Origin of the sequence: Amycolatopsis thermalba, assembly GCF_003385215.1 — a bacterium.
Lineage (GTDB): Bacteria > Actinomycetota > Actinomycetes > Mycobacteriales > Pseudonocardiaceae > Amycolatopsis_E > Amycolatopsis_E thermalba.
Genome location: NZ_PQHW01000030.1, coordinates 17,304 through 35,025, shown reverse-complemented (window position 1 = coordinate 35,025; position 17,722 = coordinate 17,304). Strand labels below are relative to the sequence as shown.

The window sequence follows — 17,722 nt, the reverse complement described above, 5'->3', positions numbered from 1 at the left end:
GATGTTCGACCGCTCACTAGTGCTTCTCGACGCAAGCCAAGGATAACATTCTCATACGCAGCTGCACAGCTCACTGCAAGATAGTCGACCACGACAGAACGAGACCTCAGTACACCCGATATTGACCTCACCACTTCTGATTGCTTAGATCCGCGCCGCGCGGGCCACTGTTTCCCAAGCGTCAATTCGAGTGCTATCGAGCTGGCTGAGGTCAGCAATCTTGCCTTCAGCATTAGAAATTGAGAGAAAGTGCTGAAGCTTGAATGCCATCACGGCGGCGTCGTACTCGGGTTCGCCTTGCATGCCGCGGGGGTCGATGAGCTTCCACTGGCCGTCGTGGCCTGTGAGGACGTTCCAGGGTGAGGCGTCGCCGTGGCAGAGACCGGGGCGCATGTCCGCGGTGAGGTCATCGAGGAGTTCGAGGGCGTAGGCTCGCTCGGCCTTGGGGGCTACCTGCTCGCCCTCCGGTAGCTCGGTGAGGTTGTCGTTGATGAGGCGGTCGCGGAGCCAGTCGGTGATGAGTGGCAGGTCGGGCGAAGGTGCGGGTTGGCCGGCCATTGCTCGGACGGGGCGGGCCAGGGCCTCGATGTCGAGGGTTGCCGGGTTGGCGTCGGCGAGCGGGGTTCCGGGGATGACCTGCTCCATGACCGTCCATGAACCGGTGTCGGTGCTGGTCGTGAGATGGATCTTGGGGCCGATGTCGAGGCGGCCCAGTGCTTCGGCGACGGTGGCTTGGTCGAGGGCTGCCGGGTCGGGTGAGGCTCGGAAGATGAGCGGGCCGTGCGGGCTGGTCGCACTGACCACGAAGGCGTACCGCGCTGGCAGGACGCGCTGGAGCGTCGCTGAATGCTGGTGGGTGAGTTCGTCGAGTTCGGAGCTGATGCTGGTCAGCCAGGTGTCCGCACGGTCGGGCCATCGCGCTCGGACGGAGTTGGCGAGCTTGTCCGGGACCTTCACGAGACCGCGACCAGCTCTGTCAAGACCTCGGTGATCGCGTCGGCTCCGGCGCTGGTGAAACGCTCGCGCTTGCCTGGCTTGTTGGCATAGCCGATCGACCGGACACCGGCGGCCTTCGCCGCTTCGACGTCGGTCAGGGAGTCGCCGACGAAGACGCATCGCTCCGCGGGGATGCCGAGTCCGCGGACTGCCTGGTTCAGGAGGTGCGGGTGCGGCTTGAGGAGCTGGACGTCTGCGCTCTCGCGGGCGGATACCACGTTGACCAGGGGGCGGAGGCCGTAGAAGTCGAGGTAGGCGCTGATGGCGGCGGCGCTGTTGTTGCTGACGATCGCCAGTGGCCGGCCGGAACCGTGCCATGCCTGCATGAGCTCGTAAGCGCCCTCGGTGGGCGCTGCGGTGGTCATCGCCTCGACTTCGTGGGCAGTGAACGCGGCCTCGACGTATCGGGCGTCCTCGTCGCTGAGTGAGGCGGCATATTTCAGCATGTCGAACGGGTCACTGCTGCTCGCTATGGGCTCGGGTGGGGCATGTCCGGCGTCGGCGAGGACGGTGCGGAGCTGATCGGCCACGACGGACGCGGGGATTCCGGCGAAGACCGAGCACACTGGGCCGTCGAAGTCGAGGAGGAGCGCTCCGGCCTGGTCCAGCAGCTCCGCGGCCGTCATCGCTGGAAGTCCTTGCCGACGCTCGACCACATGCTCTCGAACCACGTCTTGGCCTGCTCGACGTACTGCGATCCGGTCGAGGTGTCGTCGTCGTTCGCCGAGTGGTGGAACAGGATCGCGTCCTTGCCCATCAGGTCGTACATGGCCTCGGTCTGGCCGTCGTAGCTGATGACGTGCTCACGCACCGGGTAGAAGCCGAAGAACGCTTCCTCGTCGTTGATCAGGTAGAGCTTGAACGTCGGCGGCACGTTGTGCACCCGGATCTCGGCCGACGCCTCGTTGATCAAACCCAGGTCGGCGAGTTCGGTCACGGAATCGACGATCGCGAGGGTGTTGCGGCGCATGATCTCGTCGGCCCGCTTGCGGAAGACCGGGCTGTCGGTGCGGTTGTCCACGGTGACTGGCAGCGTCCAGGGCTGCGTCGGATCGGGCACGAGTAGGCGGACCCTGATCGACTCGGGACGGAGCCGGCCGATTCGGATCTTGTCCAGCGGTTCGGCGATGACACCGTGGAGGGTCTCGCCGGAGAATCCCGCGAAGTCGACCGTCACGTGCTGGGCCTCGAACGCGCGCTCGATGTGCGGTCGGAGTCCGATGGGGCGTTCGGTGCGCTCTCGGACGAACACGCCACTGCCCTGACGGGAGACGATCAAGCCTTCTTCACGCAGCTCACGCAGGGCGTTCTGCACCGTCATGGGGGCGACGTTGTAGGTCTTCGCCAGCTCGTTCCGCGAGGGCAGCTTGTCCCCCGGGCTGAACTTCTTGGTCAGGATCGCAGCACGGAGAGCATTCGCCACCTGCACATACGGCGGTCGCGGGTCATCTGGATCGAGCGGCACGGCGCGCTCCTTGCTCTCTGCGGGACGACAGGTGTTGCGAACTGTTGCGCAACACCCTCCCAGTGTTGCGCAACGCCGAAACTCCTGTCTAGGCCACCTAGTCGCCTAGCCTGATTACTGCTTGCTTGACTTGTCTAGCCAGGCTGGCTAACCTATCCCTGTCAGCCACGATAGGCAGCGCCGGTTGAGGCGCCGACCAGGAGGAACAGGCAATGGCGGTACCGCGCGGAACGCGCTTCGAGATCGAGCACGACATGGTCTTCCCGGAAGGAGCGGCGATCGTTGGTCCGGTCACACCGGACATGGAGTACGTCTCGAACGAGGACAAGGCCCGGGGCAAGCAGCCGAAGCAGAAGATCGACGAGCAGACCGGTCTGCCGCAGTGGAAGGTCACGGTGACCGACCCCTCGGCGGAGAAGGACCGGGACAAGTCGGTCACGGTGACCCTGCTCGACAGGGTCCAGCCGGTCCCGCCTCCGGCGGTGATGCAGGGCTTCGACTTCCGTCCGGTGCTCTTCGAGGGCCTGACGATCGAACCTCGGGTTATGGGCGAGAAGTTCAAGTACCAGGGTTGGGTGCTGCGGGCGACCGGGATGCGTGAGCCCAAGGGCGCGACCAACTCCCGGCCCACCCAGAGCAAGGGTGCAGGCCAGGGCTCGAGTGAGCAGAAGGCCGCCTGATGGTGGGGCGACCGTCGCGTGAGGCGGTCGCTCGGTGGAACACCGCGTATGCCGAGCAGACAGCCGCACTGTTCGCCGCGATGCGAGCAGCCGCCGATGACGTGGCGGCAGTGCGGCGTCTTGCTCAGGCATACCACTCCGTCGCCGAGGCGTGGCGAGTCCTGGCGGAGGACCTGGGGGCACCGTTGTGGGCTCGCCACGCAGCATCCGTAGCCGCCGAGGAGTTCGAGCGCAGAGCCCGTCTCGAATCTCGGCGCGCAGATTCCATCCAGTCCTGACACCAAGAGGGGGCAGTTGTGCCCAGAGTTCCGAACGACCTGGTCGGCTACGTGTATGAGTGGCTGGCTGATGACATCGCAGCGCGGATCGCCTCGGGTGAGCTGCCTCCGCGAAGTGCGCTGCCCAACGAACGCCGTCTCGCCGAGGAGTACCGCGTCTCTCTGGGCACAGCGAGGCACGCTGTCGAAATCCTCCGTGAACGCGGCCTCGTGACCACGATCCGCTCCAAGGGAACGTTCGTAGTCGAGCGCGAGACCAACCGTTGAAACCTCGATGACCTAACGGAAAGGAGGTGATCGCGGTGGCACACAAGGTGCGGCGCAGGTGGCTCGTTCGGCGACGCTGCTGGGTCTGTGGGCATTCGCAGCGGGTCCTGCGCAACAGGGTGCACGTGTGCCGGAGGTGTTCCCGACAAGCGACCGAAGGACTTTAGGAGTCCACAAGCGACTGAAACGCGCGCTATGTCGTGCGGCGATGAAGTACGCCCTCATTCGGGCTCTTGAACCATACGGCGCAGAAGCGGAAAACGGCTGCCAACCTCTTGCCGCTCCTGCGCTGTCCACACCTCACGGAGTAGACAGTGGAAACGCTAGCCAACGCTGGCGGGCACGTGTCAAGCGGGGTCACCCGGACGCGCTGCGCCGCATGCAAGAAGTTCGCCCGCCTCGCTCCCGGCGACACCGAGTGCGCCACCTGTGCGGGACGGCTGGATCTCCCGATCACGGCTCGGAAGGCCGGTGGTCGGCGATGAACGCACACACCTTCGGAGTCCTGTTGCTCGGCAGTGCCGGCCTCGCCGTCATCGTCTGGGTACTGCACAAACTCGGCAAGGCACTCGCCTCGATCGCGGAAGCTCTCGCCGCTGCTGCCGTCGTTTTCCTTGCCCTGTGGTGGGTCCTCAAGGGCGCGGTCTGGGTCTTCAAGGAGATCCTGACTCATCCGCGGACCACGCTCGCTGTGCTGGCGGTCGCGGCGTGGTGCATGTGGTTGGGCGGGATGTCGCTGGCGGTGACCGGGCTGGTCATCGCTACGGGACTGTTGACCTGGCGGCGCTTCCACCTGGTTTCGTTCGACCAGTGGGCCGGGCGCGTGCTGCGCTCGTGGTGGTTCCGCTGGGCGCTCTACATGCCCAAGCTGCCGGAGTGGCTGCACGCGTGTGGCCTGAGCGTCAAGGACGACACCGTGCCGGTCGATCTGACCGTGACGCTCGTCGGCCGGAAGAAGATCACGCGTGATCAGCGGCGTCCAGGTGTCCGGCTGCCCAAGGTCCGGCGGGTGCGGTCGGGTGCCTCGTGGGATGAGGTGCGGGTCGAGCTGGTGCCGGGGCAGAAGCCCGAGGACTTCGACGAGGCTGCGCGGGAACTCGCCGTGGCGCGCAAGGTCGCCCGGTGCCAGGTGCGGGAGCTGGCTCCCAACGTGGTTTCCATCGACTTCCAGCGCCGGGACCTGCTCGCCACTCCGGTGCCGTGCCCGCAGTTCACGGAGCTGGACGCCTCGGCGGTGGATCTGCGGCGCGCCTGGGCTGGACGGACCGAGTACGGGCAGGACTGGCACCTGCCGTTGTACGGCTCGGGAAGCCACACGCTCACGGCCGGCGCTTCCGGTGCGGGCAAGAACTCGGTGATGTGGTGCCCGCTCGCGTCGATCGCTCCGGCCATCCGGGACGGGCTTGTCCGCGTGACCGGCATCGATCCGAAGGGGATGGAACTGGCCTACGGGCGCGGGATCTTCCACCGGTACGCGGTCACGCCGAAGGACGCGCTCGAAGTGCTGGATGAGCTGGTGGCCGCGATGGATGCGCGCAAGGCCGAGTTCGCCGGGCGGGTCCGGAACGTGCCGATCAGCACCGAGAACCCGCTTGAGCTGGTCGAGTTCGACGAGATCGGTGCCCTGACCAAGTACACCGACCGGAAGACGCGGGAGCAGATCATCGAGAAGGTGGCGTTGCTGACCACGCAGGGCCGAGCGCTCGGGTTCACGGTCCGCGGCTACGTGCAGGAGCCGACGAAGGACACCGTTCCGGTGCGGGAACTGTTCCCCCGCCGTATCTGCCTGCGGGTCACCTCAAAGTCACACGTCGGCATGGTGCTCGGCGACCAGGCGTACGAGCGGGGCGCGTGGGCCAACCGCATCGGCGAGTCCGAAGCGGGCACCGGCTACGTCTGGGGCGAGGGCATCCGTGAGCCGCTCCGTGTGCGGGCCGGGTGGGTGCCGGATGAGGCGGTTAAGGCGCTCGAAGCGTTCGTGACCGGCGGGGCTGTCGTGCCGTTCCGCGGCCCTGAGGGCGGTGTTGCGGCATGAGAACTCCCTTGGAGAAGCTGACCCGGGCGTTCTGGGGACACCTGCGTGACTTTCCGCTTCCGGAGCCGTGCCGGGTGACGCTGCACCCGGGCGCGCCGGAAATCCAATTGCAGGTGGCTCCCGGCGAGGCCGGCGCGCATCTCGCCGAGCTGCTGTTGTGGGCCTACACGCTCGACCAGGTCACCGCGACGTGGTGGCGCACCGAGCAGAACAACCTGCACATCACCATTCGCGGTCGGTCGCAGGGCGGGGCGCACTTCCTCGTCTACGGCGGAATTCCGTGGCGTCACTGCGGCGGCCTGGTGCAGCTCGCGACCGGCGCTCGTGAGGGTGTCTCGGTTGACGAGCTGTACACGCTGCGGATGCTGCTCGACGAGCAGGCGGTGGAGGTGGCCGCGTGAGCACTCGTGCTGAGCGGATGCGGCTGCCGCTGTCGACCGAGGTCATGAAGGCCACCGCCGAGAAGCACGGGGTGTGCGTGCGGCCGTTCACGATGGAAGTCGGGGACCCGGAGACCGGTGAACTGCGCTACGTCGCCGTGCCCTGCGGATCGACCGTGGAGAGCGTCTGCGCGCCGTGTGCCAAGAAGGCCAAGGCGTTGCGGATGGCGCAGTGCCGGGAGGGCTGGCACCTGACGGAGGAACCGGACTTCACCCCGGCCCCGCCGACTGCGGAGCAGAAGGAGTTGATGGAGTTCCGCGCCGATCTGGTGGCGCGGTACCGGGAGGCGGTCGAGCACGGGGAAGAGGGCCAGGCCGACGAACTCCGCGACGAGATCCGCGGCGTCGATGAAGAACTTCGGCAACTCGGCATGCGCGGCCGACTGCCCTCGCCGGATCTTCCCTCGAAGCGGCCGGTGAAGCGGTCGACCAAACGGCGGCAGGACGCACCCAACCTGCCCCGCAAGAAGGTCGCCAAAACCACCGTGGGCCGCGAGTACGCCGGGAAGTTCCGGCCCTCGATGTTCGTGACCCTGACCTGCGATACCTACGGGCGGGTGCGCGAGGACGGCACCCCGGTCAACCCCGCTGAGTACGACTATCGGCGGGCGGCGCGGGACGCGGTGCACTTTGCCTCGCTGGTGGATCGGTGGTGGCAGAACCTCCGCCGCGTCGTGGGCTGGGATGTCCAGTACTTCGCGACCGTGGAGCCGCAGAAGCGGACGGCTCCGCACCTGCACGCGGCGTTGCGGGGGTCGATTCCGCATGAGGTGCTGCGGCAGGTCACCGAGGCCACCTACCACCAAGTGTGGTGGCCCAACCATGACGAGCCGATCTATGGCGGGGACCGGTTGCCCGTGTGGGATGCGCGGGTGAAGGGGTTTGTGGATCCGGAGCAGCACGAGCCGTTGACGCCTTGGGAGGAGGCGGTGGAGGAGGTCGAGGAACCCGCCCACGTGGTGACGTTCGGGCGGCAGGTGCACTCCAAGGGCATCCTCGGCGGAAGCGAGGAAGCTGGGCGCCACATCGGCTACCTAACCAAATACCTCACCAAATCCACCGGCGAAGTGCTCGAAGCCACCAGCGCCCGGCAGCGAGAACACCATGACCGGCTCCACGCCCAACTCGCCATCACCCCGTGCTCGCCCCGCTGCGCGGTCTGGCTGCTCTACGGCATCCAGCCGCTCGGCGCGACCAGCCGGATGACCCCGGGCCACTGCAAGGGCAGGGCGCACCGCCGGACCACGCTCGGGCTCCCCGGCCGGCGAGTGCTCGTCTCGCGCAAGTGGTCCGGGAAGTCGCTGGCCGATCACAAGGCCGACCGCAAGGCGTTCGTGCGAGACATGCTCGCAGGCGTCGGCATCGTCAAACCCGAGGAAGACACCTCGCGGCTGATCTGGCGCAAGGTCCAGCCCGGCGACCGCGACGCCCCACCACGCGCGCACCTGCTCATGCGGGCCATCTCGGAGCGGATCACCTGGAAGGCCGAGTACGACCGGGCGCTCCTCGCGGCCCATCCACCGGGTCCAGAGACTTCGGCAATTCCGCAAGCAGCCTGATCACCTGGGGGAGGAAGACACCTTGAACACGCACTACCTGAACGTCGAGCAGGCGGCCGAGTACCTGAACACCTCGGTGCGCTTCGTCCGCCGGTTGATCGCGGAACGTCGGATCGCCTTCCACAAGGTCGGCGCTCACGTCCGGCTGGCCGTCGAGGACCTGGAGGCATTCGTGCAGGCCGGCCGGGTCGAGCCGATCAATGCGGCGTCCGTGCTCCGCGACCTCGGACGGGCGGCCTGACGTGGCGAACAAGAAGGGGCGTCGAGGCTTCGGCAACATCCGCCAGCTTCCGTCGGGTCGGTGGCAGGCTCGCTATCCCGGGCCGGACGGGCAATTCCGAAAGGCACCCGACACCTTCGAGACCAAGCGGGCGGCCGAGCGCTGGTTGTCGGTGGTCGAAAGCCAGATCATCCAGGGCGAGTGGACCGACCCGGAGCGGGCGAAGGTCAAGCTCGGGGACTACGCGAGTCAGTGGGTCACCCAGCGGCCTGGGCTGCGTCCGCGCACGACCGAGCTGTACCGGTGGCTTCTCCGGAAGCACATTGAACCGCGGCTCGGTGGGGTCGAGCTGGGCAAGTTGTCGACCGCCACCATCCGGCAGTGGCGGGCGGACCTGCTGGCAGCCGGGGTGTCCGAGTCGATGACCGCCAAGGCGTACCGACTGCTCCGGGCGGTCCTGAACACCGCCGTGGAGGAGGACCGCATCCTCCAGCGCAATCCGTGCCGGGTTCGCGGGGCGGATCGGGAGAACCCGGCGGAGCGGCCGGTCCTGTCGGTGGCGCAGGTCTTCGACTTGGCCGGCCGGATGCCGGAGCGGTTCCGGGCGCTCGTCCTCCTCGCGGCGTTCGGCTCGCTTCGGTGGGGTGAGGTGACGGCCCTGCGGCGCTGCGACGTGGCCGAGGACGGGAGCTGGGTCCGGGTCTCGCGGGCGTTCGTCGAGGTCAGTGGGAAGGGGCTGACAGTCGGGCCGCCGAAGTCACGGGCTGGTGTGCGGACGGTGATCATCCCGGCGGCCGTCCGACCGGAGGTGGTGAAGCACCTGGACACGTACGTGAAGCCGGATCAGCTCGCGCTGCTGTTCACGGGTGAGCGGGACGGCAACGCAGTGCGTCGGCCGAACTTCAACCAGCGATCCCGCTGGACGCAGGTGGTCGCGAAGATGGGGCTCAAGGGCCTGCACTTCCACGACCTGCGGCACGCGGGCAACATCTGGGCGTCCAAGGCCGGGACCTCGACCAAGGATCTGATGGCCCGGATGGGGCACGACGACATGCGGGCGGCCCTCATCTACCAGCGGGCGACCAGTGACGCCGATGAGCGGATCGCGGACCGGCTGTCCAAGCTCGTCGACCAGCACCGGCAGGGGAGCCAGGATGAGGGCTAATGGCACGTTAATGGCACGCGACCCGAGTTGAGCAAGAGACGACGAAGGCCCAGGTCCGGAGTAGACACCCGCTGACCTGGGCCTTCGCACTACGAGCGGATGACGGGAATCGAACCCGCGTTCTCAGCTTGGGAACCATAGCCGGAGGCCAGGAAAACGGCCCTGACCTGTGGTTCTTAGTGTGCGCGGGGTACCCCTGTTGACCGTGGTTGACCGGGGCATGTTGTTGGCATGTTGCTGAGAGCTGCCCTCGCTGACGGCTGGCGCTGAGGTGATCTCGTCGCGGCGCGGGTTCACCCCTGCCAGGCCGGGTGGCGCCGGTCAAGGGTTTGCCGGAGGCCGCGAAGCGCCCTTGACCGGTGCCGGCCGGGCTGGCTGCCCTCGGGCGCGCCGTGAGGAGGTCACCGGACTGGTCCTCCCCTGATCTCCGAAGCGGTGCCGGGGTGCGGGGCGGAGCCCCGGGCTTTGAACTTTCACGTTGCACTCCTGACCTGAACAATTAGGTGGTGGCAGAGCTAACTAATGCGGATCAGGTACTCGTGGTGGCCGGGCGGTCGATCTCCCTGCGCGATGCGATCGCGACGCTAGAGGGGTACCCGGAGCGCACGCCGCCGCGCTACGACTTGCCGGGTCCGGGCGACCCGTACCTGTTGACTCCGGCCGAGGTGATTCGGACTCGGGTTGTGCGCTCCCGGATCGGTGGCCGGGAGGTGGACTGGTTCGTCGAGCAGGCGAAGGATGCGCCGTGGGTCGCACCGGGCAGTGACCTTCGTGATGCTGATCCTGGGACGCGCGGAGGTCTCTATGACGCGATGACCTCGCTGTACCGCCACTTCATGGATGCTCGGCCGCGCGGGGTGAGCCACGCGAAGGTAAGCAAGGTCCTGCACGTGAAGCGTCCTGCTCTGTTCCCGATCCTCGACCAGCACGTCTTCACCGCCTATAGGGCGGAAGCGCGGACGCAGGGGGCCAGGTACCCAGAGCTGGGGTTTCGCTCGATCACATGGGCGGCAGTGCGAGCGGATCTCCTAGCGGCTACGTCGTCCGGCGCGCTTGTTCGCCTTCGGGAGATGGTGGCCGCTCATGCCGAGGAGAAGGTCAGGCGGCTGTCGGCGGTCACGGACCTGCGTCTGCTGGACATGCTGACCTGGTAGTTCACTAGCCTGCGTCGCACGCTCGCGCTGGGCCGCCGGCCGAAGCGGAGCGGCAGGCCGAGCGGCCAGCGGCGCGCTTGCGCGCCGCTCTTGATCCCATAGAGCCAGATTCGGCAGCTAGATAGAGGAAGTGTGGCCGGTCTAGCAGGGACTCGCGAGGATCCGTAAGCTATGACACCTCGGAGAGGCCAGGGAGATATGTACATTAGACGAGTCGTACTACGAGGAATCAAAGGTTTCGAAGACGCTGATTTTAACTTCGCACCTGACGTGGATCGCTATCCTGGCTGGGCTGCAATCACTGGGGATAACGGATCCGGTAAAACTTCACTATTGAAGGCCATTGCCGTTGCCCTGCTGGGCCCCGACCAGGTGCGTTCATTGCTACCCGACTTACGAGGCTGGGTACAGGATGGACTAGAACGCGGCACCATTTCCGTGGAAGTCAAACCCCATCATGAATATGACAAAACCCGACAGGGAGGCAATCCCGTAGCAGGAACATTTTGGGCCGAGGTTGAGATTGAACGACAGGGGCCGGTCTACGAGATAACTCCAGCTGACGTCTTCCGCCACAAAAAGAAGGGCGCAATAAATGGCCCTTGGCAGCAATCGACTCAAGGATGGTTCACACTGGGCTACGGCCCCTTCCGCCGCCTGTACGGCAGCTCCCCAGATGCTCAGCGTCTTATGGTCATCCCTGGCCGCGTTCCCCGATTCGCAACTCTGTTTAAGGAGGACGCTACGCTCGCAGAAGGTGAAGAGTGGATAAAGCAGCTTCAGTATAAGAAACTTGAAGAGCGCGAGCACGAGCCACTTGTACTAGAGGCGCTCTTGAGCCTTCTTAGTGATGAGTTCCTTCGGAATGGCATCACGATCCACCAAGTTGATTCAGAAGGCGTATGGATCAAAGATTCCGCCGATCGCATTATGCCACTGACGGATATGAGCGATGGCTATCGTTCCGCAGTAGCCATGTTGATCGATATCTTTCGCCACATGGTGGAAGTGTACGGCCCACGCGACCTGGTCATCAGAGATGATTCAGGAAAGTTTGTGGTTGACCGGCCTGGGGTCGTAATGATCGACGAGGTTGACGCTCACCTCCATCCCGCCTGGCAACGAGAGATCGGTTTCTGGCTAAAGAGCCATTTCCCTCGTATTCAGTTTCTAATCACCACACACAGTCCCCTAGTTTGCCAAGCAGCCGATAATGGGAGGATTTACCACCTGCCTCAACCAGGCGAGGGTGCGCCGTTTATGATTGATGAGCATCAATTTAATCAAATCGTCGCTGGCCGCCCTAATGAGATCCTGTTGACATCGGCATTCGGGCTAGACCACACACGGTCACCCCGAGCCGTGACGGCTCGAGAGCGACGTGCTCGCTTGCTGGCGAAGCAGCGGCAGCTCCCCCTTTCCGGCATGGAACTCGAAGAGATGCGTCAACTTGATCTATTCGCTGAAGTCGAGGGCTAAAATTGAGACGGCTACACCGCGTCGAATTGAAGCTACAAGACAGACTTGCGCTCTTTCGCAAGACAAAGAGCATCGCGAATGCATCGGTTGCAGACACGCGAGCCGCCTGGAAGAGATTTCGTGCCACGAAGGCTTCGGAACCAATCAATGAGGCCTTGGCATCCATGGCTGGATCTCGCGTGCGCTGCGCCTACTGTAGCGATTCGTTCGCATCAGATGTTGACCACTTCAGACCGATTGCCACGTTCCCTCAAAAGGCATTCGATTGGGAAAACATGATTCGGGTTTGTACGACATGTAATCGAAAGAAGGGAGAAAGATTCCCCCTAGGCGGCGACGGAGAGCCCCGACTTATCGATCCCACTACGGAGGACCCGTGGTCACATCTAACTTTAGATCCTCAAACAGGGTTCATAGCACCCAGATATACCTTAGCTGGGTTTGATGAATTTGGCGAGGCAACATTAGCGATTCTAGAAACGATCAACTTCGAGGCCGCGACGGAGGCCAGAAGGAAGCAAGCTCGTCGCTTACTAGGGGCCATGAAGTTTGTACTCGACGACGATGATTCTCGAGAATCCAGAAGGGAATTGAGCATCGAAGTTGCGAACGACGAACTCGGAATCTCACGCTGGTATGCCCACTGGGAAGGCTCAGCGGAGGAATTCCCGATCCAGTTGCAGGCTAAATATCTTCTGACTTGGAAGGCGTTTGTCCGGAAAGCTGCTAAAACCACCTAGCGGATTAGCCGCGATGATCAGTACCATCTGGCCGCGAAAGCCCATGAACGAAGATTTCTCGTCAAGCTCTCTGGCGATGTTGAAGCGGAAGGAACCCTCCATTACAGGAACCCTCCCTTGGCTTTGTTCTGCCCGACTGGAAAACGTTCAAGATGCGGCCGAAACTCCAAACTCGCATCCTCGGAAAAGTCGCGTCCTAAAGGTTCCTTTGCCCAGGCGGCGAACCAGTTGAGCTTCGATGAGATCGAGGGGTCGTAGCTGGCTTTATTTCTTGAGAAGGATTAGCGACAGCAATTGACTTATCGTCATGCTTCTTCGCTCGCGGCATGCGGCGGGCTGTCCCATCGTTTTCTTCCCACTCTTGGCAGTGGTGAAGTAGCGTTATGAGGCCTCTCCCGTCAAGTTTCGCGTAGTCGGCCCAATCGACCAGGTTTAGGTGCTCCATGACGTTGTAAGCGCCGTCGCTCGCGATAACGAACCATCGAGTGTCGCTGAGTGATCGTGCTGTCAAAACGGCCTGACGTGCGACAAGGGGATCTGCCTCCGCGATCCAGTAACCGCCTGGCTTATTGCGGTACTGGGCCTGCTGCGTTTGTAGTTCGCGGAGCAGTGCGCGGTGTTCGTCGTCGTAGCCGTGGCCGGCGGCGAGGCGTTCGCGGTACTTGCGGCGGGGTTCGAGGTCCAGGCGGTCTATCCGGTCGTCGGTCAGGATTTCGCCGCCGGGGAGGATCACCGTGTTGTCGCCGAGAAGCAGCAGGTCAAGGTGCTCGTCGCGTTCGCGGGCGATCGTGACCGTGCTGGATGGCGACTCCCCTGCTCGAAGGTCGTAGTGCGCCGCGGTGGCCTTGATGCCTTCGGCGAGGATTTCTTGCAGGTCGGCGGCTGGATCGGCGGTGAGGGCGTCGGCGAGGAGGCGGCCGAGGTAGTCGGCGTAGGCGGAGGCTGGGACGGGCACGGGGACGAAGGCGGATGCTCCGTCGAGGAGGATGACGGCGTGCGGGGTCACGAAGATCTTGTCGGCGCTCTCTTCCATGGGCGGGAGTTGCGCGGTTGTGACTCGCATGTGTTCACCAAACGTAGGGTCCTGCGGCCAGTTCGCTGTCGGTGATGGTCAGCCCGTCGTAGGTCGCTCGCGCGACCAGCGACATCGGCTGCTGTCCAACCTGCCGGAACACGTCGGCGAGATGCGCTCGGAGGTAGTGCGTCGCGCCGAGTGATCCGATGCCGTGGATACCCGCGATGTGGATGATCACACGGTTGTCGATCATGTGCCGGGCCACATACGCCACGTCGGCCGACTGCGGCTGAGCGTCGTCGGAAGGCGACCCGATCCGGGTGCTGTCCTCGCGCTGCTCGATCCACCACCGGCCGTTGTCCTCGATCATCGCCAGGGCGGGATCGCGGGAGAGCAGGTCGGCACCGATGGGCGCGGACTTCGGACCGCACACGACGATCGTGTCTCCGGCCGGCGGCTCGGTCCGGTCAGGCTCGATCTGGTAGCGGGAGGTGGCGAGCGAGAGCGCGGTCAACAGGGCTTCGAGCTGGTTGGCGGTCTCGGCGTCCTCGGCGGCGATCAGCGGGCGTTCGCGGTCGGTGGTCTGGTACCGGTACGGCACGCCGATGCTCACCGGGCCGACGCCGAAGAACGCGCGCTCGGCCGTGGGTGCCGTGCTGCGGATCTGGGTGATCCGGCCCTTCGTGATGCCGAGCGCTCCGGCGATCTCGGTGTAGCTCATGCCCAGCTCACGGTGCGCTTCCTCGATCGCGGCCTTCCGGAGACGCGCCAGCTCGGTCGCCCGTTGCTGGTAGGTCGTGAGCAGCTCGGTTGCGCGCTTGCCCCGCCGGATCGGGTCGGGGTCGCGCCGGACGCTGTCGAAGTCCTCGGTGCTCACAAGGTCGGAGTTTAGACCCCCTTGACGCACTCCGTCAGGGGCCGGTACATTGCCGTTTAGACCCCCTAGACACGGCAGGGCGCACTATGGAGCGGGTGTTTAGGGGCCTAAACCGGCCGCGAGGGCCACGACACGAGGAGTTCGAAGAGATGGCGATCAGCAGGGGGCACCGGTTCCCGGTGGAGTTCGATGAGGCGTTTCCGCAGGGTCTGGTGATGGTGGGCGAGGTGTCGCCGGACAACGAGTACCAGTCGCGGGAGGACCGGGCGGCGGGTCGTCCGGCTCGTCAGCGGGTGGACGAGATCACCGGTAAGCGGCAGTGGAAGGTCACGGTGACCGACCCGTCGGAGCCGAACGCGAAGCGGGCTTCGTTCGAGGTGACGTTGCTGGCGGATGTCCAGCCGGTTCCGACTACGGGTGAGGTGCTGCCGGGGATGCGCCCGGTCGAGTTGGAGGGGCTGACCGCGGAGCCGCGTGTGGCTGGCAACGGCGAGTTCAAGTACCAGTCGTACGTGTTCCGGGCGTCCGGGTTCAAGGCGGTCAACGCGGGTGGCGGCCGGGGCAAGTCGCAGGGCGGGCCGGCTGAGTCGGCCAAGGCCGCGTGACGGGTGTGGTCACGATGACCTGCAACGACACCAAGCCGCCCAAGTTTCGGCTGAACGAGCAGCCGGGGCCGCCGGGCTACATGTACGAGAACGTCGCGAACCACGTGGCGGCGCGGATCGAGGCGGGGGAGCTGCCTCCGCACACGCCGCTGGCGAGTGAGCGGGAGTTCGCCAAGGAGTACGGCGTCTCGCTCGGCACCGCCCGGCACGCGATCGAGATCCTTCGCAAGCGCGGCCTGGTGATCACAATTCCGTCCAAGGGCACGTTCGTGACGGACCGGCGGCATTCCTGAACCCGGCACGGGGACGAGTGAAGGAGTGTGACCGTCCCGCTCGTCCCCGTGCCATCCCACCCACGACCACGAGGGGAGGTGATGGTGGTGTCGCCGAGGCTACCGCGCTCCCGGCGCCGCTGGTTCATCCGGCGTCGGTGCTGGATCTGCGGAGGACGGCAACGAGTGATGCGAGACAAAGTGCTTGTGTGTAGGGCCTGCCAACGAAAGTCGACCGAAGGCCTCTAAGTCCAGATAGGACGAAAGCTAACGCGCGAAGGGTTCGTGCGGCGATGTCGTGCGCCCTGATTCACGTCCCGAGTTGTTAGGCGCAGAAGCGGTACCTGGCTACCAACCTTTCCCGCTTCTGCGCTGTCCACACCTGACGGAGCAGACGTTGAAGACCATAGACAACCGTACACAATCGACGTCAAGAGACCGCGTCCCGGCGCGGTGTGGTGCGTGCCGCAGATTCGCCCGTTTGGCACCGGGGGACACTGAGTGCGCTACGTGCGCGGGGCGGCTGCCCCTGGACATTCCGTCTGGGGGTGGCCGCTGATGGACGCGCACACCCTCGGAGTTCTCCTGCTCGGCAGTGGCGCCCTCGCCCTCGTGGTGTGGGTGCTGCACAAGCTGGGCAAGGCGCTGGCCGGGATCGCGGAAGCGCTGGCCGCTGCTGCGGTGGTGTTCCTCGCCTTGTGGTGGCTGTGCAAGGGCTTGTTCTGGGCGCTCGCGCAGATCGTGATGCATCCGCGGACCAGTCTGACCGTGGTGGCACTGGCGGCCTGGTGCTACTGGCTTGGCTGGCTGCCTTTGGTCGTCACCCTGACCGTCGTGGCGTCGGGGCTGGCGTCCTGGCGGTGGTTCCACCTCGTGTCCTACGACCAGTGGGCCGGGCGGGTGCTGCGGACGTGGTGGCAGAAGTGGGCGATCTACATGCCCAAGCTGCCGGAGTGGCTGCACGCCTGCGGGTTGAGTGTCAAGGACGACGCGATCCCCGTGGACGTGACGGTGACGTTGGTGGGGCGCAAGAAGGTGTCCCGGGAGCAGCGCTCGGCGGGGGTGCGGGTGCCGAAGGTGAAGCGGGTACGCTCCGGGCCGTCCTGGGATGAGGTCCAGGTCCGGTTGGTGCCGGGGCAGAAGCCGGAGGATTTCGACGACGCCGCCCGCGCCCTGGCCTCGGCTCGGAAGGTGTCGCGCTGTCAGGTGCGGGAGATCGCCCCGAACGTCGTGTCGATCGACTTTCAGCGTCGCAACCTGCTCGCCGCGCCCGTGCCGTGCCCGGAGATCGGGGATCGGGCGGTGGATCTGCGGCGGGTGTGGTCCGGGCGCACCGAGTACGGGCAGGACTGGCACGTCCCGCTGCACGGCTCCGGCAGTCACACGCTCGTCGCCGGGGCGAGCGGTGCGGGCAAGAACTCGATGATGTGGTGCCCGCTGGTGTCGATCGCTCCCGCGATCCGGGAAGGCCTGGTGCGAGTCTCGGGCATCGACCCGAAGGGCATGGAGCTGGCCTACGGGCGCGGGATCTTCCACCGCTACGCGGTCACGCCCAAGGACGCGCTCGAAGTCCTGGATGACCTCGTGGCCTCAATGGACGCGCGCAAGACGGAGTTCGCCGGGCGGGTCCGGAACGTGCCGATCACCCGTGAGCATCCGTTGGAGTTGGTCGAGTTCGACGAGATCGGCGCGTTGACGAAGTACACCGACCGCAAGACGCGTGAGCAGATCGTGGAGCGGGTCGCGCTGCTGACCACGCAGGGCCGGGCGCTCGGGTTCACGGTGCGCGGGTATGTGCAGGAGCCGACGAAGGACACGGTGCCGGTGCGGGAGCTGTTCCCCCGCCGCATCTGCCTCCGCGTGACCGCGAAGTCGCATGTCGGGATGGTGCTGGGTGACCAGGCGTACGAGCGGGGTGCGTGGGCGAACCGGATCGCCGAGACCGAAGCCGGCGTCGGCTACGTCTGGGGCGAAGGCCTCCGCGAACCGCTGCGGGTCCGGGCCGGATGGGTGCCCGACGACACCGTGAAGGCCCTGGAAGCGTTCGTCACCGGCCGCATTGCTTCGATCGGGGGTGCGGCGGCATGACCAGCCACGACGTGTTGCCCTACCTCGATGCGCTGCGGGATCACCTCGTCCGGCATGCGGTGCCCTCGCCGGTGTCGGTGGAGTGCACGACCTGGCGGGAGCCCGTGGCGGTGCACCTGCACGAGGTCGGTTTGGACGGGCTCGCCTCCGCGCTGCTGGCCTGGGCTCGCACGCTCGACGGCGTGACCGTGACCGGGAAGCGGATCGGCAACGGGCAGTCGGTGTGCCTGACCGTCGTGGGCCGGATGGCGACTGGCGTTCCGGTGCACGTCTGGGGTGCCGTGCGGTACGAGCGGGCGGTGTTCCCGGACTTGCCGCGCGGGGTGGAGCAGGACGTGGAACTGGCCACCCTGCACGGCTGGGCTCGGCGGGAGGTGGCTGCGTGAG

General features: G+C 65.5%; 20 protein-coding genes. 14 read left to right on the top strand and 6 right to left on the bottom strand.

The features are described 5' to 3' along the window. Positions 1 to 144: 144 nt before the first annotated feature. Genes D0D15_RS14735 through D0D15_RS14725 form a run of 3 tightly spaced genes read right to left on the bottom strand, consistent with a single transcriptional unit; the run spans position 145 to position 2,425 of the window. Positions 145 to 957 (bottom strand): aminoglycoside phosphotransferase family protein, encoded by an 813-nt coding sequence (locus D0D15_RS14735; protein WP_094006426.1) that lies wholly within the window; start codon positions 955 to 957, stop codon positions 145 to 147. After that, complete coding sequence (locus D0D15_RS14730; RefSeq protein WP_094006427.1) at positions 954 to 1,622, bottom strand: HAD family hydrolase; 669 nt, start codon at positions 1,620 to 1,622, stop codon at positions 954 to 956. Before D0D15_RS14730 ends, D0D15_RS14735 begins: the two co-directional genes overlap by 4 nt. Then, complete coding sequence (locus D0D15_RS14725; protein WP_094006428.1) at positions 1,619 to 2,425, bottom strand: GntR family transcriptional regulator; 807 nt, start codon at positions 2,423 to 2,425, stop codon at positions 1,619 to 1,621. The genes D0D15_RS14730 and D0D15_RS14725 overlap by 4 nt, the downstream gene beginning before the upstream one ends. Positions 2,426 to 2,673: 248 nt before the next feature. Between D0D15_RS14725 and D0D15_RS14720 the strand changes: the two genes are divergently transcribed. From D0D15_RS14720 to D0D15_RS37810, 10 genes are all read left to right on the top strand, one after another. Further along, complete coding sequence (locus D0D15_RS14720) at positions 2,674 to 3,141, top strand: hypothetical protein (RefSeq protein WP_094006429.1); 468 nt, start codon at positions 2,674 to 2,676, stop codon at positions 3,139 to 3,141. Between the two features lie 296 nt (positions 3,142 to 3,437). Further along, positions 3,438 to 3,686, top strand: coding sequence for a GntR family transcriptional regulator (locus D0D15_RS14710; protein WP_233157341.1), 249 nt, complete (start codon positions 3,438 to 3,440; stop codon positions 3,684 to 3,686). A 481-nt stretch (positions 3,687 to 4,167) separates the two neighbouring features. Beyond that, the gene (locus D0D15_RS14705; protein WP_094006431.1) at positions 4,168 to 5,721 is read left to right on the top strand and encodes an FtsK/SpoIIIE domain-containing protein; all 1,554 of its coding nucleotides are present in this window, start codon (positions 4,168 to 4,170) and stop codon (positions 5,719 to 5,721) included. Further along, positions 5,718 to 6,122, top strand: a complete 405-nt coding sequence (locus D0D15_RS14700; protein ID WP_233157342.1) for a hypothetical protein — start codon at positions 5,718 to 5,720, stop codon at positions 6,120 to 6,122. Before D0D15_RS14705 ends, D0D15_RS14700 begins: the two co-directional genes overlap by 4 nt. 17 nt (positions 6,123 to 6,139) lie before the next feature. Next, positions 6,140 to 7,720: a replication initiator gene (locus D0D15_RS14695; protein WP_094006432.1), complete on the top strand. Its 1,581-nt coding sequence runs from the start codon at positions 6,140 to 6,142 to the stop codon at positions 7,718 to 7,720. A gap of 22 nt (positions 7,721 to 7,742) precedes the next feature. Next, positions 7,743 to 7,961, top strand: coding sequence for a helix-turn-helix domain-containing protein (locus tag D0D15_RS14690; RefSeq protein ID WP_020418348.1), 219 nt, complete (start codon positions 7,743 to 7,745; stop codon positions 7,959 to 7,961). Next, positions 7,921 to 9,105 (top strand): tyrosine-type recombinase/integrase, encoded by a 1,185-nt coding sequence (locus D0D15_RS14685; RefSeq protein WP_476726859.1) that lies wholly within the window; start codon positions 7,921 to 7,923, stop codon positions 9,103 to 9,105. The genes D0D15_RS14690 and D0D15_RS14685 overlap by 41 nt, the downstream gene beginning before the upstream one ends. Before the next feature lie 506 nt (positions 9,106 to 9,611). Further along, positions 9,612 to 10,259 (top strand): DUF6308 family protein, encoded by a 648-nt coding sequence (locus tag D0D15_RS14680; RefSeq protein ID WP_198958268.1) that lies wholly within the window; start codon positions 9,612 to 9,614, stop codon positions 10,257 to 10,259. Between the two features lie 171 nt (positions 10,260 to 10,430). Further along, on the top strand, positions 10,431 to 11,738 hold the full coding sequence (locus D0D15_RS14675; RefSeq protein ID WP_094006435.1) for an AAA family ATPase: 1,308 nt from the start codon (positions 10,431 to 10,433) through the stop codon (positions 11,736 to 11,738). A gap of 164 nt (positions 11,739 to 11,902) precedes the next feature. Then, the gene (locus tag D0D15_RS37810) at positions 11,903 to 12,478 is read left to right on the top strand and encodes an HNH endonuclease (RefSeq protein ID WP_094006436.1); all 576 of its coding nucleotides are present in this window, start codon (positions 11,903 to 11,905) and stop codon (positions 12,476 to 12,478) included. On the opposite strand, the gene D0D15_RS35940 is transcribed toward D0D15_RS37810, so the two are convergent. The 3 genes from D0D15_RS35940 to D0D15_RS14660 form a co-directional block, all read right to left on the bottom strand. Beyond that, entirely contained in the window at positions 12,392 to 12,580 is a 189-nt protein-coding gene (locus D0D15_RS35940) for a hypothetical protein (RefSeq protein WP_162830573.1), read from the bottom strand. The two genes, D0D15_RS37810 and D0D15_RS35940, sit on opposite strands and share 87 nt — an antisense overlap. 94 nt (positions 12,581 to 12,674) lie before the next feature. Beyond that, positions 12,675 to 13,511, bottom strand: a complete 837-nt coding sequence (locus D0D15_RS14665) for a PP2C family serine/threonine-protein phosphatase (protein WP_198958269.1) — start codon at positions 13,509 to 13,511, stop codon at positions 12,675 to 12,677. A gap of 34 nt (positions 13,512 to 13,545) precedes the next feature. Further along, positions 13,546 to 14,370: a hypothetical protein gene (locus D0D15_RS14660; RefSeq protein WP_244214958.1), complete on the bottom strand. Its 825-nt coding sequence runs from the start codon at positions 14,368 to 14,370 to the stop codon at positions 13,546 to 13,548. Positions 14,371 to 14,519: 149 nt separating this feature from the next. Between D0D15_RS14660 and D0D15_RS14655 the strand changes: the two genes are divergently transcribed. From D0D15_RS14655 to D0D15_RS14640, 4 genes are all read left to right on the top strand, one after another. Further along, complete coding sequence (locus D0D15_RS14655) at positions 14,520 to 14,975, top strand: hypothetical protein (RefSeq protein ID WP_027933484.1); 456 nt, start codon at positions 14,520 to 14,522, stop codon at positions 14,973 to 14,975. Positions 14,976 to 14,989: 14 nt separating this feature from the next. Beyond that, positions 14,990 to 15,268 carry a winged helix-turn-helix domain-containing protein gene (locus D0D15_RS14650; protein ID WP_233157344.1) on the top strand — a complete coding sequence of 93 codons (279 nt, stop codon included), beginning with the start codon at positions 14,990 to 14,992 and terminating at the stop codon, positions 15,266 to 15,268. A 537-nt stretch (positions 15,269 to 15,805) separates the two neighbouring features. Then, complete coding sequence (locus tag D0D15_RS14645; RefSeq protein ID WP_094006453.1) at positions 15,806 to 17,335, top strand: FtsK/SpoIIIE domain-containing protein; 1,530 nt, start codon at positions 15,806 to 15,808, stop codon at positions 17,333 to 17,335. Beyond that, entirely contained in the window at positions 17,332 to 17,721 is a 390-nt protein-coding gene (locus D0D15_RS14640; RefSeq protein ID WP_094006454.1) for a hypothetical protein, read from the top strand. The genes D0D15_RS14645 and D0D15_RS14640 overlap by 4 nt, the downstream gene beginning before the upstream one ends. Position 17,722 lies beyond the last annotated feature (1 nt).

What these genes read in the sequence shown, in the direction of transcription:
- D0D15_RS14730 (WP_094006427.1), bottom strand. Translation starts at nt 1,622, where the DNA reads ATGACGGCCGCGGAGCTGCTGGACCAGGCCGGAGCGCTCCTCCTCGAC.
- D0D15_RS14720 (WP_094006429.1), top strand. Translation starts at nt 2,674, where the DNA reads ATGGCGGTACCGCGCGGAACGCGCTTCGAGATCGAGCACGACATGGTC.
- D0D15_RS14705 (WP_094006431.1), top strand. Translation starts at nt 4,168, where the DNA reads ATGAACGCACACACCTTCGGAGTCCTGTTGCTCGGCAGTGCCGGCCTC.
- D0D15_RS14700 (WP_233157342.1), top strand. Translation starts at nt 5,718, where the DNA reads ATGAGAACTCCCTTGGAGAAGCTGACCCGGGCGTTCTGGGGACACCTG.
- D0D15_RS14695 (WP_094006432.1), top strand. Translation starts at nt 6,140, where the DNA reads ATGCGGCTGCCGCTGTCGACCGAGGTCATGAAGGCCACCGCCGAGAAG.
- D0D15_RS14685 (WP_476726859.1), top strand. Translation starts at nt 7,921, where the DNA reads ATGCGGCGTCCGTGCTCCGCGACCTCGGACGGGCGGCCTGACGTGGCG.
- D0D15_RS14675 (WP_094006435.1), top strand. Translation starts at nt 10,431, where the DNA reads ATGACACCTCGGAGAGGCCAGGGAGATATGTACATTAGACGAGTCGTA.
- D0D15_RS37810 (WP_094006436.1), top strand. Translation starts at nt 11,903, where the DNA reads ATGGCTGGATCTCGCGTGCGCTGCGCCTACTGTAGCGATTCGTTCGCA.
- D0D15_RS35940 (WP_162830573.1), bottom strand. Translation starts at nt 12,580, where the DNA reads ATGGAGGGTTCCTTCCGCTTCAACATCGCCAGAGAGCTTGACGAGAAA.
- D0D15_RS14665 (WP_198958269.1), bottom strand. Translation starts at nt 13,511, where the DNA reads ATGGAAGAGAGCGCCGACAAGATCTTCGTGACCCCGCACGCCGTCATC.
- D0D15_RS14655 (WP_027933484.1), top strand. Translation starts at nt 14,520, where the DNA reads ATGGCGATCAGCAGGGGGCACCGGTTCCCGGTGGAGTTCGATGAGGCG.
- D0D15_RS14650 (WP_233157344.1), top strand. Translation starts at nt 14,990, where the DNA reads ATGACCTGCAACGACACCAAGCCGCCCAAGTTTCGGCTGAACGAGCAG.
- D0D15_RS14645 (WP_094006453.1), top strand. Translation starts at nt 15,806, where the DNA reads ATGGACGCGCACACCCTCGGAGTTCTCCTGCTCGGCAGTGGCGCCCTC.
- D0D15_RS14640 (WP_094006454.1), top strand. Translation starts at nt 17,332, where the DNA reads ATGACCAGCCACGACGTGTTGCCCTACCTCGATGCGCTGCGGGATCAC.